Origin of the sequence: Vibrio xiamenensis (assembly GCF_900100015.1) — a bacterium.
Taxonomy (GTDB): Bacteria; Pseudomonadota; Gammaproteobacteria; order Enterobacterales; family Vibrionaceae; genus Vibrio; species Vibrio xiamenensis.
On sequence record NZ_FNDD01000016.1, the window covers coordinates 28180 to 43184 of the forward strand.

Sequence of the window (15005 nt, forward strand, 5' to 3'; positions counted from 1 at the left end):
ACATTTCTGAGTTACAGCTCTTACTAAATTAGATTGTTATGGATTAGTTTTAGTATCGTAAATAGTACTTAGGATCGACACGAAATAATCTTTGATTCATTTGTCTCCGAAATCTAGAGCGGGTCAAAAGGTAGGAGTAGTTCAAAATTTAGGGTTCACTAACTTGAACCTCTTAAGAGGAGGTATTACTTAATTTATGAGTTGCTTAAGTTGCTTACGCTAACCAAGAATAATCAACAGTGTCAGTGATTGCGGTATAGCTGGCATCAGAGTAATCCACGGTGACTTCGTAAAAACCATCTTGATGAAGACCTAACTCATCTACATGTTCAATTTCTGTGGCCGTAACATTCTCAATATCACCGGTGAAGTCAATATCAGCATAGACAACAACGCGCGGAGCGTCCTCAGTGCCATTATTTTCAAGTATCTCTTCATTGAGTGTTATAACTTTCGAAACTTAATTTTTCAAAAAGTTTATTTTAATTTGGTTGCTGATAAAATTTTAAATAATTGGTCAGAGATTTATATAATGGAATGATGGGTTTCTTATATTTAATACATTTCAATTTATAAAGTTAGCTATATTTTTAGTTGACTAATGTTAGTCAATAGTTTTGATAATTATGTAGAATAATAAGGAGCTTACTATGACAGCTATTGCTGACGCAATGAACGAGGCGTTATCTATAGGCATTAATATAGAGTTGTCTTCAGAGTTAGTTGATGGTGAACATGCATTCCTGACTAACGGAAATGTAGAAGCCGTTGCCGCTGCTGGATTCAAATCAATTCGGCTTCCTACCTTCTTTGCAACACACTCAGATGATGCGGGGGGACTTGGCCCAGAATTTTTGAGTCGAGTGGATGCAGCTGTGCAGCGTGTTCTAGATCTTGGTATGGTAGCGGTTCTAGATATGCATGGTTATTCTGAGATAATGAGTGACCCGGAAGGTAATCTAGATAAATTTCTAACGATGTGGGATCGCATTGCAAGCCGATATCAGTCCTGGTCAGATAATTTGGTTTTCGAGATACTAAATGAACCTAATGGCGAACTAAACCCAACATTATGGAATGACTATTGTGCACAAGCTTTAGCCGTAATACGTCAATATAATAGCGAACGGGTAGTTCTAATCGATGTTGGTGAATACGCAAACTACGCATATTTAGGCGACTTAGATCTGGATATGATCAAATCCGACCCCGCTGCTATTGTAACAGTTCACTTCTATTATCCTGAATTATTCACTATGTGGGGGCAACCTGGATTTGAAAATGGGAGTGATTGGACAGGAAATGAAAATGAGCTTCCATACATTATTACTCGGCTCGATGATATCTCTTCATTTGCTGAGACTACGGGTATCCCAATATGTATTGGTGAGTTTGGATGCTGTAAACTGTCTTCTCCAGAAGAACATCGATTAACATGGGTTGATTTTGTTAATGGGGAGTTCAGAGATCGAGGGTTCTCTCGGTTGTACTGGGAATTATACCGAGATTTTGGTATTTATAATCCAGATACTGGAGAGTGGACAGACGGTATCCTAGAGGTACTAATAGAAGACTAAAAACAACATTGACATTATAATTTATCTTAATGAACTAGTTGTTTAGTTAAGTAGACTTTTTGATAGACTTGTATATTAAAATGCCATAATAAAGTTGTCTATTCAGAGGGTGATTGAATTTTCCCCCATTTATCCAATTACCCTTTGTGAACAGTATTATATTTATCCTAAATTCCTTATTTTAGGTACTAGAAAAAATCAACCCTTTAAAAATGCCAGTTAAATATCGCTATTTTCTTTCCTTAAATATCATTCATTAGTTCTGTTTATATTCGTCTTCAAAATCAACCACGAAAAAAAAACATGTTGCATATAATCTACGTATCTTTTGTAAACAACAGAGAAACGAGTTATGAGCATTATTTATGGAACGACCAATACCAAAGGCACTGGTGGTGCATCAAACTTAACCACAGAAAATGGTACAGAGATTGATTTAAGTGCCATTGATGTAAGCAGCGTAGGCAGTGGTGAATGGACTATAGATAGTGGCCTTGTCACCGTCGATTCCTACAATGATGGCAGTCGCGTTCATACCCAATACACGACGATCGCCAATACTGGCGAATGGAATGACGATGGGGTGAAAGAACTTTATATCGATTCTGACAACATTGACGCTATTGATACCGACTACCACAACATAACGATTGAAAACTTCGTTGATGTCAGTATTCATCTTGATACAGAAGTCCAAGATGAATTTATCGACGGTGGCCCTACAAGCAACAACATCACGGTCGTTGATGCGAAACGTGGTGATATTGATTTAGGTGACCACGCAACATATAACGACTTGACCATCATTTCACACAGTAATGGTGACAGTTGGAGCAACCTATTTACCGTTAATGGCAGTGACAGCATCTCTGATAAAGTTACCTTTACAACTGAAGGATCTGCTTATGAAGATACCGGCTCTGAATATACAGAGTTTGTTGTTGATTTGAACGGTGGTAACGATATCTTCACTTATGCCATTGATGCGGCGGTCAGTGACGATATGACTCGTAGCGTGGATGGTGGTGATGGCACAGATACTTTAGTATTAGACGCCGACTCGTCGGACTTAAACTTTTCTAATTTTGAAGTGATTACCTCCGACAGTGATGATGAATTCACCGTCACGCTTAGCGAAGATATCCTTGTAAGTAATAGTAGCAGTGATGATCCGCTGACTATCACCAACCTAAATATTGATTTTGCCGATGATTATCAAAGTATATCTGCAACTCAGAATGTTGATGACGATTCAAGCGAGCTTTATACCGTAACCGTCGAATATGATGATGGCAGTTATACGTTTATTACTGACAACATCGATCAAGATTGGATTACCAGTTAAAGCACGAAGCCATACATAGCGAACACCATAAAAACGTAACAACAATATGACCTCTATTTGGCGAGCTTGAAGTAAGCTCGCTTTTTTTAGTTGGCTAAAGCAACACTCTGAAAGTCAGTTTACTTCGGATAACTTCTCGTTGGGATAATCGTGAGTAGAAAAATTGAAAGAGTTATTAGTCTAAATAACTTTGGGGCAAAGGCGTGTGTGCTATAGTCGGTCCGCATCAATTCTGCCAAGTGAACTGACAGAGGAAAAGTGACAAACTATATTGTCTTCCGGGCCTTTTCCGTATCATTTGCTTTGTTTAAAGCCATCAATTGTTTGATTCACCGAACGCGCAAGGTTGATTAGTCGCACGACTTCATCAACATATGCAACGTTTTCAGGGAGCTTGATAGGGCAATGAATCATGTGTTTTTTCACAAGTTCAGTAACGAATTCTTCGCTGCTAGCTTCTGGCGGGTGTAAAAAGTCTTCCCAATCGCCACTGCGACTGTCAAAGCCTGATGCATATTTTTGCTTTGGTAGCATGCTCAGTAAAAGAGCTTCGACGTTGCCTAGCGTAACGTCATATAGACGCTTGAGTTGGACTGGGTCTGTTCTCGCATCCCGCAAAAGATCCGTAAGATAGCTACTGACCAACCGCTCTTCTGCTAATTCATCACCACGGTAGTAGTAAAGTAGTGAGAGTTCGGTAGCTACGTTTACTGGAATGCTCTTCACCACTTTATTGATGGTCCGCTCGTTCACCGTCTTAACGTTTGCTTCCTCACGTTCGGCTTTCTTTTGGGCGCGAATATGTTTTTCTTTCGAATGCTTCACTTTTTCTTTAAAGCTAAGAAGTACCTGGACGCTTTGGCGCAACAACTCTTGCTCTTCATTTGTGAATTGCTCGCGCATACTTCTAACATTGAGCAATTCTTTTTGAATTGTATTGGCCGCGCTTGTCAGCTTCTTTTGCGTATTACGAAGATTATCTTCTTTGCTCTTTAACATACCCACTGGTACCCATCGGCGCTGCGCCATTAACAGACGACACAGCAAAAATTCATTTTCCAATAGTGTAACGCGATGATTTTGTTTTGGAATAGTAAACAACAAGTTGAGTTAAGTAATTTTGGAGATAATTAAATTATTAAAATGAATAAAAGCAGTTGATCATATTAAAAATACATTGATATACTGTATAAGGAAACAGTAATACATAATAAGAAGAGTAAACCTCCATGCGTAACAATTTATCTATCAGTGCTTCCGTTTCTATCGTTGAAATGGTTGCTCACATCACATTGGTTATTTGGGTAATCTTTCCTGCTTTAAAAAATAGCCAGACCGAACTCGCCATTTTCTACGGTGTATCGTATTTCTTTTTTGCCATTGCACAGTTTTTTTGTGCTGCGTATTTCGACTCGAAAGTATGGTTCAAACCTGAATCGTTACCTTTTCAATTGTTGATCGATGCGTTTCTATCTGCAGCTACGCTAGTTATTCCGTTGGCAGCAGCAGGTCTCGCTCATTTAATAAAGAATGGGTTACAAAGTGATATGACCTTGGCTCAGCAGGCGGGAAAAGTACGAACAGATGGTTCAGACTTAATTGCAACGCTTCAATCTGATATGCAGCCAGTGATTGAGTACACCCAAACTGCTAGCGACACTATTCACAATGCATTTATACAAGCTCCGGTGGCACTATTTGGTACCAACTTGATCGTATTCGCTATAGTGTTCCACCTCGTGACGCGTGTATTAGGTGTTTCTTTGTATGCATGGGCGCAAAAGAACTGATTGTAAGTTCAGAGGTTTATGCCTAGCCAAAAAAAAAGCCCATCAAATAAATGATGGGCTTTCTTATTTACGTTTATTGTTGTGTCCACCAGCTGGTGGAGGCTAGTACTCAGAGGTACCAAGCCACGCGCCGGTTTCAGAGAATGCTGACCATTCGTTCCCGGCAACGTTATGGCCAGATGTGGCCAAATCAAAAAGTTCTATCGCAGTACCAAACCAAACCGGTTCGATATCATCTAGCTCTTTATCAGAGATATAAGCATAAATTTTAACGATGGATGTTTTCGGTATGAAATTAAAGAATTTATATGGCCGTACATTCCCTTGAGAGTACTGCACCACGCTTTCTAGCAGCGAAGACATTTGATTTTTTGATAGGCTATCTTTTGCTGCGTTAAGTCGCTCGCGATGCTCTGACAGTTCTTCGATTTGAGCATCAAGTTTGGTTAATGCTTTATTGATGCTTTTTTCAAATTGCTCAGGCGCCTCTTGGTAAGGCACCTTTTTACACGACTCTGAAGTATTCAGTGTAGGTACTTCCGTCACTACATCACACATGTATTGCCCAGTCGCCGGTACGTAATATGGGCGATCTACATAAACGCCGATTTTACGTTTAAGGTTGGGGTATTCGCAGGTTTTAAGCGATTCGAGTTCGTCACGAATGATTGCTTTAGAGTTCAAACTCATAGTATTTCCTTAGATGTGGTATTAGTAAATTGCTTAACGAAAAACGGTAGGTTTTTCGATGACTTTGAAGATCAGTTGATCAGTGGTCAGTACTGTTTTGACGTAGTTGCCAAAACGTGTTTTGACACTCACATAGACATAGTTGAAATCGAGACGTTCAAGGATATATCCAGTGCGAGATGACAGAACGCCACACATGACCGTGAATGGCTCCAGTTTAGTAATAGCTTTGATTTTCATGCTAGTCCTTTGAAATTATTTCGGCTTGGCTTAAGTGGTTCGAAAGAACTCGATCTTACATCCGCCAAGGTGCGGCAGATGTAAGACGTTGCTTAGTTCGGTGTCGGCTACTTTGCGATTGCAAGTAAGCTCTTAAGTTGGGTACCAACGCGGTTCACACAATCACGTACTGCTCGTGTTTCACGTTGCGCAGAAGACTGCACTTCATCGTTTTCAAACGATTCGTCATACCAAACGTCCTTGTCGCTTGCGCAACTTAGAAGCTCAATATCACCACTTTTAATCGTCAAACCAATCCACTCTGCAAGTAACTTGCTTAGTGGTTCGCTTTCGTGGACGAAGTTAAGACCAACGTAATAGGAGTCAAAATCAAATTTGTTGCTATTAAGTTGTTTCTCAAAATCTTCTTCATTAAAGATTAATGCTTCAGCGGGTAAGTCCTTTAACATGTCATCTTTCGAAAAGTAGAGTTGGCCAACACTGAACGCGTCTTTAGGAACAGAGTTCGGGCAGATGGTCCAGTAGGTCGTTTGGGTTGTAATAACCGATTGCTCTTTCACAGCTTCGTTGATCAACGAATGTGCACTTTCAATCAGGTTCAAAACCACTTCGTTGAGTTCAGACTCAAATTGTTCGGTTTTATGTCCATCAATCCAATCTAGTTTCGGCTCACTGTTATCTTGTTGTGCAATTTCCATAGGGAATTGCTCGTAAAGGAATAGGCCAGATGCTGAAATTAGGTTTTGGGTTTCAAGAGTTAGCTTTTGCATGGGATAGCTCCAAATAGAAATAGGGAAACGTTGTATCAAGAATGGTTTAACGAGTGACTAAGCCGCTTGCATGCGGGCGATGCCAAGGTTTAACCATGAAGTTTGTGTGTAAGACTGTCGCGAGATATAGCCCAATGATTCGGCCCGGCTAAGGACCTTGATTTCTTCAGGCGTGAGGTAGAGCGGAGTGAAATCTTTCATCGCTACAACCAGTACGACAAATTCAGCATCGGTGAGGTCATGAGCGTTTAGCTCGACATTGATTGACCCTGGCCAATCTTTATTGAGAGATTCGAATCGAGCGAATGAATCATTGAGTGAGGTACAGCGGTAACGTAGAACACCGCCAGAATTGTTGCGAAAGTAGCAATCAAAACCGACTTGAATTTGTTCAACGCAAACACGACTGCCATCGAAGTTCGATGCCTTGTGGAGATGAGTAATCATATTTTTCCTTAGATGTAATAAAAAGCGGTGTGCTTCAATTTGTCACTTGGATTAAGTAACGAAGCACACCGCTCAAGATTTTCCATAAATGTAGTAAATGAAGCGCGCCGCTTCAGTTAGTTACCTTAGATGTAGTAAAGGGAGCCAAAAGGCTCGTGATGTTCCTTAGATGTAGTAAAAGGAAGCGGCGCGTTTCGGGTGGTTGCCTTAGATGTAGTAAAGGAGCCATAGGGCTCAAGAATTTCCTTAAATGTTGTAAAGGAAGCAGTATGCTTCAGATGTAGAAAATCCTTCCAATGGGAGGAATGATATGGTTAGACCAGAATGATGGGAAATTGCCTAGAAAAGCATGGAATGGAATGGTGCGGCTATTAGAATAGCTTGACAACTAATGTGCACCTAGTTGTCTATTTGAGAGGCTAGAGTAATGCCATAGGTTACCAGTGTCAAGACCAGAACGATTATCGTATAGTACTACAATATGGGTAAATCTTATCAAAAGGCAGTGCGGGAAAATCTGATAAATGCTGATATCGTTTTTGACCATTTTCAGTCGTTCAACAAACAAACACTAGCACCCACGCTTTATTTACAAGTTCTGGGCTTGATGATAAAAACTACCTGATACTACACGTCCTTTTTGCACTATTGACAAATCTCACTGAAAAACAACTGGACAGTTCTGAGTTATGGCACTTACTAAATTAGATTATGATGGATTAGTTTTAGTATCGTATATAGCACTGAGAACCGACACGAAACCATCTTTGATTCGTTTTGTATCGAAATCTCAAGCGGGTAAAAAGGTAGGAGTGGTTCAAAATTAGAGGTTCACAGGAGTGAACCTCTTAAAAGGGGTATTGTTTAATTGACGAGATGCTTACACTAACCAATCTTGATCAATATGGTCAGTGATAACGGTATAACTTGCATCGTCATAATTAACTGTTACGTCGTAATAATTATTACCGTAGTCAGATTCCGTGGCAGAAATACTTTCAATATCACCAGTAAATTCAACTGCAGCATTTTCAACAATCAGCGGAGCATCCTCACTGCCATTATGAGTAAGAACATTTTCGTTTAGAGTGACAGTGGCGAGTGAATCACCACTAGATCCATGGATTCTTTCAAAGTTAACAAATTCTATACCTAGCTCTTCTATATCACCAGTGATGGTCAGTGTATCAAACCCCTCGCCGCCATCAACAAAACGCGTAGTCACACTGGAATTGGCTGCTGCAACATCAACCGAAAAAGTATCCCTGCCAGCACCTAGGTCTACTGAAAACTCAGTGTATTGGGTACTTGAATCACCTGAGATAGAAAAATGATCGCTATTTTCACTACCGGTGATTTCAAAGGTGTTATCCCAGTGATCGCCATTACTGTGAGCAATGATATCTAGGTCGTTACTATTAGTTTTATCTGTTGAATCTGAGAAATCGATCGTACCGCGTTTTGCACCTTCGATGACGTAAGTTACACCAGTCCAAGAACCGGTATCAGTAGCATGAAGATTCACATCCACAAAGTTTTCAATCGTAATCGAAGCTGATCCTGCACCGTTCAGATAATGGGCTGCGTCATCAGTATCGACAGAAAGTTCTTTCTGGCCGTCATCATTCCACTCACCAGTATTTTCGATTGTGATATCAATATCGTGAAGGCCATTTCCAGCTTCGTCTTCGCTGGTTGTTATTGTGGTATCACCATCAGTAAGATGTGCATCAGTATCATACGGGTTAGGATCATCAATTACCCATCCCTGCTCTAAATCGATTTCGTGGCCATTTTCTACGGTTAAATTTTCCGCACCGCCCGTGCCATCGGTATTGCTTGAACCGGTAATTAAACTTGTTGTGATTATTTCGATACTCATTGTCAGTTTCTCTGTAATTTTCTAAAGATATATGAATATTATATGGTTTATGAATCCTGTCGAGTTTACAAAGTATTAAAATTTGGTAATTAAATTAAATTTATTAATTACGCGACAAAAATCTGTAGGTAATTTCCGGCATTTAAACCGTTTATATTAATTACGGATCTATTAGATAAATAAACCTAGATTAACCATTTACCATTAATAATTTATATAAATACCTAATGGTTTATTAATAGATTTATCATAATTTTATTTTATGCGGACTTTGTCACATTTTGAATTAATTTTTGATTATATTGTTTTTAGAAAATAATCATAGATACTATTTGTAAATAATGTCTAACTAACAGACCGTCGTAATTAATTTAATTATGTGAATAATTAAAAAATATCTATTTATTGTTGCGATTTATTTATTTAAATAACATGGAGTGTACGTATAACAATGAAATTAAAAAATATTGAACCAAACAAAATTAATATCCGTGCCGATGATCTTACTCCAGCTCAGATCCGTAACAGTGCCATGGGGCAAGGTATTAATTTAGATCACCCATCAGATAATGTCATTGATGACCATTATTTCAATATTATTAAAGAGGCTGGTTTTTCTAATGTGCGTTTGGCTATCGAGTGGCAATCTTACTGGAATGGTTCAGATTTTGGCAAATTGGAAACAACTGCTATTGATATAGTCAAAGATGCCATTAACAGTGGTCTGTATGTGATTGTCGATCTCCATCATTTCATAGGTGACGTAGAGACTTTTATTACCATATGGTCAGCTATTCAAACTCTGTTTGTCGATTATCCAGATGTTATGTTTGAGCCGCTAAATGAACCAAGACCTTATGATGAGTTTACCGATGGTCAAAGCTGGGCTTATTATCTTGAGGCATTTTACTCGCTGATTCGTGATCGTGAAGCAGAGCGTATTATTATTGCGGGAACCTTGAACTGGAACCAAGCTAGCGGTTTAGATGATCTACCTGACATTGTCAATAATGATGAATACACCATTGTCAGTCTACATCAATATGCGCCACAAACGTTTACGCACCAAGGTACTGATTCTCAATATGATAACACCCTTGGTTCAACATGGTCGGCTACAGAAACTCAACGTGGTGTCGTTGATGGTGTTATTGACGAAATAAAGGAATATATAGAATTGTATCCAAATATGCCTATCAATATTGGAGAATTTGGAGTTTATCATAAAGTCCACGACGGGTTTGAACCTTATAATGCGACTCCAGAATATTCACGCCGTCGTTGGGTGGAATATAATGCATTGTGTTTTAAAAATAATAACTTCTCTTCATGCTACTGGGAGTTCGAAAAAGGTTTTGGTATTTATAATCCAAATGCCGGAGTACTTGATGAAGTAATGGTAGATGCTATTTTGTACCCTCAAGAAATTCCTTTAGTTCCGACCATTACCACAAATATTGACGAGGTTGATTATGCGATTATTAATTCTAAATATTCAGTTAGTCTGACCGCAGAAAATGCCGATGAATTCCAGCTTCAGCAATATGATTCGGAAACGGGTAGTTGGAATACGCTCACCAATTATAATCAGACGATTACAGAAAATGAAGATGGAACGGTGACAGTAAGATTCCAAACCTCCTCGATTGCGAGTTCATCATGGGCCAGTCCGAGTGCGTTTCGTATTTTAGCCACTAACAGTGAAACCGGAGAAACGATTGAATCGAATGTGATGGTGCGGAAAGTAGTATCTGAAATCCCAGCGCCATCCGTTGTGAATGATTTGCCCGAAACCAGTACGGTTGAGCTCGGTAGGAAATACTCTCTCAGCGCTTCTTTTTCCGATGCAGTTTCGGCGAGAATATTTAGTGTAAAAGACGATACGTCAACCGATTCAACCAAAAGCTATAAATTTACTGAATATACGATTGACGGTATCTACTATGTCGAATTTGAGTCTTACAATGAAGCTGAAGAAAGCTGGAGTTCGCCATTAACGTTCTATATCGAAGCTACGGGCTATGATGGAACTACGGTTCAAACGTCTCCAACAGTGCGTACCGTCGTAGGTGTAGAGGAAGCGTTAATGGTATAGAATTCTGAACGCCCTCCTCAAATTAGTGTCAGCGGCTTTCCCCTAAGAAGGCTGCTTTTATCTATGGTATTAGTATTACTAATAGCGTTAGCTCCTCAAAATGAAAGCAGTAAGTATCGTTATTCACGTCTCTTGGGTTACAGGCTTTTCAACGACAGAAAAGCCTGCATCAATGTTAGCTAACACTCCGTTTGTTCTGAAAGTTTAAGGGCATCTTCCAGTTCAACACCCAAATATCGGATAGTATTATCTAACTTGGTGTGGCCCAATAGTATCTGTACGGCTCTGATGTTTTTCGTACGATCATAGATTAACGTCGCTTTAGTGCGGCGCATGGAATGTGTTCCATAATAATCCGCGTTCAGTCCTAACTTTGCCGCCCAACTCCGAATTATTGAACGATAAAATGAATAGCTGATTGGTTGCCCTTTCTTACGCACACTTGGAAATAAGAAACTGCTCGCTTGTAGAGAAGCACTGTATATCCATCTGCTGATACTTTGTTGCGTTCTTGGCGTTATCTCATAATTAACATCGGTTCCTGTTTTCTGCTGAATACAATGGCCCCTCTCAGATATCATTCCTTGAGAAGAAATGTCGTGAACATGAAGCTTAAGTAAATCACTGGCCCTTAATTTGCTATCAATAGCTAAGTTGAGCAATGCAAGCTGCATAATATCATTTTCCAACTCAAGTCGAGTTCTTATACGCCAAACTTCTTCAAGTTTGAATGGCTTCTTAATACCACTTGATGTTGTTGAATATAACTTTTTCATGTTGACCTCCTTTCTGTTGCGTTTGGTCAACATAAAGTTTGGATCACCAATGACGGATTACTATCTTTATTGGCGCAGTAACATCAAGCGTACGCATGAATCATATTTAGTGACATTACATTAATTAAGCCAAAGTACGAGCTGTATGTGTATTAGTAGTGATTGCTCTAACGCGAAAAGGGGCATAAATGAGGCAGCTCACTGTTGGCTGACATCAATGATGTCAGTATCGCTGCTGACACAAAAATCATTCGGTAAGAATTGGACGGAAAAAGCTACGTTCATAACTCACTACGCAATCCGTTTCTTCTGCATACTTGAATGCAGCTTTACAGTTTTCGTTTGATGCCGATTCATGACGGTATTTTTCATATTCGGATAAGGATGGAAATGAAAACAACGCCATTGCAATATTATTCGCTCCTTCCGACGGTAAAAAATACCCATGATGTATACCACCAAACTGTTCAACGAGTGGAATCCACATACGGGCATAATGTTCAAATTCAGGGATTTTCTTAGGGTCAATAACGTATCTAACGTAACAGGTGATCACTAACAGCTCCTTCTATTTTTATAGGCCAATCACATCCTGAGTATTAGATAAATTTGGTCAAAGAATCTGGAATTCAAGTTAAGTAAATGGAGTTAGTAACACCGAATGGGCATTTATGTTCTAGAAGTGTCCGCGATGAAGGTTATTGACAACTGCAGGTATGGAAAGTCAGTTAACATGCTGTCCAGTATTGATGGTGCTGAGCAGTTACTCAACAGAACGTAACACAGGTGGTCTATATTAATTAATTTCACACTTGGAAGATCTCACTAACTTTGTCTAAGTTTAAAACAAAAATGGATTTTTGCTTATGACTCCAAGAAGCATCTGTGCTTTTTATATAATCTCACTCTCGTGCTTAACCTCGGTTTCAGCGCAAACTGTTTTAGAAGTTTCCAGTACCGATTTTTATGAAAGTTACGCAGATAACGTAAAAGTCAGTGGTTCAGTATTAGCAGCCTCATATGTCCCTGGCAGTTTTAGTCACGCATCTCCAGAGCAGTTATATTTGTATATTCCTTCACACAAACCTCTTGTGAATGTTGTACTTACGAGCATAGACGGAAAATATAGTGCAGATGCCGCCATAAAGCTGAATAAAGATCAAACTGGCTGGATTCAGATAAAATTGCCCACCGCATATCAAAAAGAGTATGTAAAGTATCTTCCCGATCAACTCGTTGCATTCGTTTTTGTTGATAGTGAAGACATGTTTGGAGATTATATTCAGGAAGTATTTCCCAGTTCATGGGGTGCACCTACATCTAATGCAATTCATTTTTCAATGAACAGTGGCGGTGGTAATCCAAATATAACATTTAAAAACAAAAGTGGTAATGTTATTACTCTTGATTGTCGGATTATAAAACTCAACTACACCCGGGCGTTTAACCACATTTGTGACCTTGGCAATCACACAATTGATGCAGGAACAATTATCACTTTTAGTCCTGAATATAATAGTAATGGCAAAGACTATATAATTTGGGCATCAAATGAGTGAAGAAAATTTGTTTTCTATTGATATTAAAAAGCTGCTATCAAAACTAAACACCGAAAACCTTGTTACACCTACAGTAACTCTGTTAGTTATCGCTGTATCTGCTTCGATAACGTTCGTTGTCATATTAATTCATGCGATTTTTACTAAGCTAGACTCCAATACAGAATACTCAATTCATGTCTCGACACAAGTCGTAGGTTATAAGCCAAACGATTCATCTATCCCAAATGTAACTCTCCATGAGTTTAGATTACTTAAAGATTATTCTGATTGCCCCGGTCTAACCAAAGGGAAGTGGTATGACCAAGGAGAGCTGACCTTTTACAAAAACAGTAGCGTGACTCTACGGTTAAATACATTAAACCTCATTCAGATCAATATTGATTCAGAACAGAAAAATACACGACTAGCACAGCTAATTACACGTAAAGGCCGGTGTGTTATTCAAGATAAATTTACTGTGGAAATCAAACTTACAGAAAGTTCACCTGATTTCATAATGTTCCTCGTTGGTGACATGACATTGGGAAAAACATTGAGTTACGATACACACTCAATGCCAGCATTCTTGGTAGATGGTGAAATTGAAGTAAAAGATTCAAGTTTTTGGTTTGAAGATAAAATTTCGTTACCCTCAATTTCTCTTAGTGCTGGAGATACTGTGTTAATTCCATCCGATAATGAAAGTGCAGCGACTGGCTTATTGACAGTTAGCTTTAACGAAAAGGAAATAAAAGGTGTTTTTAATAAAAAAGGAGGGGAAATACGTATTATAAAACCATTTTCATCTAATGAAGGAAACCCTATAAGCATAAGCTTTTTCGAAAGATTATACAGTGACAATGCGCTCACCATTGCTCTTAGTATCAGCTTTATCGTTATTCAAGTTTTGATGTTTATGATTACAACATTGATAAGATTAACCTATATTCCTATAAATACCGATAACTCACAGGTTCAGGACGCGACCTATATAACTAAAATTAATTCTGGCAAAAAGGTTCCTAAAAATGAAACTGATGACTAATTGTCTTGTAGCTTTAATTTTATCTGGATTTACAGGTTCAAGTTTAGCATCGGATGCTTTTGTGAAAACTCCGCATCAGGAAGGGCAGGGAATATTAAGGCCGATTGGCGAAAGCTGCTTTCTTTATACTCCCTCCCATGTTGTAACTCTTGCTCAAGGTATATTGATAGAAACGCGTTTACGAAAAAAACTCAAAGGAGAGTTAATCAACACGTATCCACAAGATTTAGCTCTGGTGAAATTGAAAGACGTATCGGCATGCGAAGAAAGTAGCTGGAATGGTGGAGGAGAGCGGGTCGAAGCAATCCTGAGCGTTATAACAAGCGGTAGATTAAATTACAGACACCAGCAAGGCCGCCTAGAAGTATTTGATATTGAAATAACCAATAAAGCGGTTGATACAACTTTTAATATCAAACTAAAAAACAGCAAGAAGTTTAGACAAGGTATGAGTGGATCAATTATCACCGTGGGCGATTACCCTATAGGCATGTTGGTATCAGTAGAGGGAAACACAGGGACTGTCTTAAGAATGGATATGATGGCAGATATATCTCGAAGAGTCATTCTCAGATATGCCACGGATTTGGAAAAAATTGAAATGGGTGATTTGTCAAAAGAGGAGAGCGCTGATGAAAATAAAGTGGTTTCCACTCCCCCAGGTAAACCTGTTATAAAAATAAAGCAATATAATGAATCAGAAAAACCTTCTTTCGAGGGGCGTTTATCAGAAGGGGAGACTAAAGACTATAAAATATTGGCAAGAGGCAATACCGCCTATCGGATTATCAGTGAGCCTCAACGTGA

General features: G+C 39.0%; 15 protein-coding genes. 7 read left to right on the forward strand and 8 right to left on the reverse strand.

Annotation, left to right across the window (positions count from 1 at the left end):
• Positions 1-650 precede the first annotated feature (650 nt).
• Together BLS03_RS13680 and BLS03_RS13685 are read left to right on the forward strand one after the other, a co-directional pair.
• Positions 651-1577: a glycoside hydrolase family 5 protein gene (locus BLS03_RS13680; protein WP_093274936.1), complete on the forward strand. Its 927-nt coding sequence runs from the start codon at positions 651-653 to the stop codon at positions 1575-1577.
• 352 nt (positions 1578-1929) lie between these two features.
• Positions 1930-2922, forward strand: coding sequence for a hypothetical protein (locus BLS03_RS13685; RefSeq protein WP_093274939.1), 993 nt, complete (start codon positions 1930-1932; stop codon positions 2920-2922).
• 294 nt (positions 2923-3216) lie between these two features.
• On the opposite strand, the gene BLS03_RS13690 is transcribed toward BLS03_RS13685, so the two are convergent.
• Positions 3217-3921 carry a hypothetical protein gene (locus BLS03_RS13690; RefSeq protein ID WP_143015629.1) on the reverse strand — a complete coding sequence of 235 codons (705 nt, stop codon included), beginning with the start codon at positions 3919-3921 and terminating at the stop codon, positions 3217-3219.
• 230 nt (positions 3922-4151) lie between these two features.
• Between BLS03_RS13690 and BLS03_RS13695 the strand changes: the two genes are divergently transcribed.
• Complete coding sequence (locus BLS03_RS13695; RefSeq protein ID WP_093274944.1) at positions 4152-4712, forward strand: hypothetical protein; 561 nt, start codon at positions 4152-4154, stop codon at positions 4710-4712.
• A 102-nt stretch (positions 4713-4814) separates the two neighbouring features.
• Here the strand turns inward: BLS03_RS13695 and BLS03_RS13700 are convergent, their stop codons facing one another.
• The 5 genes from BLS03_RS13700 to BLS03_RS13720 form a co-directional block, all read right to left on the reverse strand.
• Positions 4815-5402 (reverse strand): restriction endonuclease subunit S domain-containing protein, encoded by a 588-nt coding sequence (locus BLS03_RS13700; protein WP_093274946.1) that lies wholly within the window; start codon positions 5400-5402, stop codon positions 4815-4817.
• Between the two features lie 33 nt (positions 5403-5435).
• The gene (locus BLS03_RS13705; RefSeq protein ID WP_093274949.1) at positions 5436-5642 is read right to left on the reverse strand and encodes a hypothetical protein; all 207 of its coding nucleotides are present in this window, start codon (positions 5640-5642) and stop codon (positions 5436-5438) included.
• Between the two features lie 107 nt (positions 5643-5749).
• Positions 5750-6412, reverse strand: coding sequence for a hypothetical protein (locus tag BLS03_RS13710; RefSeq protein WP_093274952.1), 663 nt, complete (start codon positions 6410-6412; stop codon positions 5750-5752).
• 57 nt (positions 6413-6469) lie between these two features.
• Positions 6470-6859, reverse strand: a complete 390-nt coding sequence (locus BLS03_RS13715; protein WP_093274955.1) for a hypothetical protein — start codon at positions 6857-6859, stop codon at positions 6470-6472.
• An 880-nt stretch (positions 6860-7739) separates the two neighbouring features.
• Positions 7740-8741: a hypothetical protein gene (locus tag BLS03_RS13720; protein WP_093274956.1), complete on the reverse strand. Its 1002-nt coding sequence runs from the start codon at positions 8739-8741 to the stop codon at positions 7740-7742.
• A gap of 451 nt (positions 8742-9192) precedes the next feature.
• Between BLS03_RS13720 and BLS03_RS13725 the strand changes: the two genes are divergently transcribed.
• Positions 9193-10836, forward strand: a complete 1644-nt coding sequence (locus BLS03_RS13725) for a glycoside hydrolase family 5 protein (RefSeq protein WP_093274959.1) — start codon at positions 9193-9195, stop codon at positions 10834-10836.
• Positions 10837-11015: 179 nt separating this feature from the next.
• Here BLS03_RS13725 and BLS03_RS13730 read toward each other — a convergent pair whose 3' ends face one another.
• Positions 11016-11612: a tyrosine-type recombinase/integrase gene (locus BLS03_RS13730; protein WP_093274961.1), complete on the reverse strand. Its 597-nt coding sequence runs from the start codon at positions 11610-11612 to the stop codon at positions 11016-11018.
• A gap of 247 nt (positions 11613-11859) precedes the next feature.
• A complete protein-coding gene (locus tag BLS03_RS13735; protein WP_093274964.1) occupies positions 11860-12168 on the reverse strand; it encodes an NIPSNAP family protein in 309 nt (102 codons plus the stop codon).
• 310 nt (positions 12169-12478) lie between these two features.
• Here BLS03_RS13735 and BLS03_RS13740 point away from each other — a divergent pair, with 310 nt between their 5' ends.
• The 3 genes from BLS03_RS13740 to BLS03_RS25655 all read left to right on the forward strand — a co-directional run.
• Positions 12479-13171 (forward strand): hypothetical protein, encoded by a 693-nt coding sequence (locus BLS03_RS13740; RefSeq protein ID WP_093274966.1) that lies wholly within the window; start codon positions 12479-12481, stop codon positions 13169-13171.
• Positions 13164-14198, forward strand: a complete 1035-nt coding sequence (locus BLS03_RS13745; protein ID WP_093274969.1) for a hypothetical protein — start codon at positions 13164-13166, stop codon at positions 14196-14198. The genes BLS03_RS13740 and BLS03_RS13745 overlap by 8 nt, the downstream gene beginning before the upstream one ends.
• The coding region (locus BLS03_RS25655; protein WP_176765593.1) for a hypothetical protein at positions 14182-15005 on the forward strand (824 nt) is incomplete at its 3' end. The genes BLS03_RS13745 and BLS03_RS25655, both read left to right, overlap by 17 nt.

Excerpts from the sequence above, each read along its gene's own strand:
- BLS03_RS13745 (WP_093274969.1), top strand. The coding sequence starts at position 13,164 with ATGAGTGAAGAAAATTTGTTTTCTATTGATATTAAAAAGCTGCTATCA.
- BLS03_RS13705 (WP_093274949.1), bottom strand. The coding sequence starts at position 5,642 with ATGAAAATCAAAGCTATTACTAAACTGGAGCCATTCACGGTCATGTGT.
- BLS03_RS13690 (WP_143015629.1), bottom strand. The coding sequence starts at position 3,921 with ATGTTAAAGAGCAAAGAAGATAATCTTCGTAATACGCAAAAGAAGCTG.
- BLS03_RS13740 (WP_093274966.1), top strand. The coding sequence starts at position 12,479 with ATGACTCCAAGAAGCATCTGTGCTTTTTATATAATCTCACTCTCGTGC.
- BLS03_RS13685 (WP_093274939.1), top strand. The coding sequence starts at position 1,930 with ATGAGCATTATTTATGGAACGACCAATACCAAAGGCACTGGTGGTGCA.
- BLS03_RS13715 (WP_093274955.1), bottom strand. The coding sequence starts at position 6,859 with ATGATTACTCATCTCCACAAGGCATCGAACTTCGATGGCAGTCGTGTT.
- BLS03_RS13730 (WP_093274961.1), bottom strand. The coding sequence starts at position 11,612 with ATGAAAAAGTTATATTCAACAACATCAAGTGGTATTAAGAAGCCATTC.
- BLS03_RS13725 (WP_093274959.1), top strand. The coding sequence starts at position 9,193 with ATGAAATTAAAAAATATTGAACCAAACAAAATTAATATCCGTGCCGAT.
- BLS03_RS13700 (WP_093274946.1), bottom strand. The coding sequence starts at position 5,402 with ATGAGTTTGAACTCTAAAGCAATCATTCGTGACGAACTCGAATCGCTT.
- BLS03_RS13680 (WP_093274936.1), top strand. The coding sequence starts at position 651 with ATGACAGCTATTGCTGACGCAATGAACGAGGCGTTATCTATAGGCATT.
- BLS03_RS13710 (WP_093274952.1), bottom strand. The coding sequence starts at position 6,412 with ATGCAAAAGCTAACTCTTGAAACCCAAAACCTAATTTCAGCATCTGGC.
- BLS03_RS13720 (WP_093274956.1), bottom strand. The coding sequence starts at position 8,741 with ATGAGTATCGAAATAATCACAACAAGTTTAATTACCGGTTCAAGCAAT.
- BLS03_RS13695 (WP_093274944.1), top strand. The coding sequence starts at position 4,152 with ATGCGTAACAATTTATCTATCAGTGCTTCCGTTTCTATCGTTGAAATG.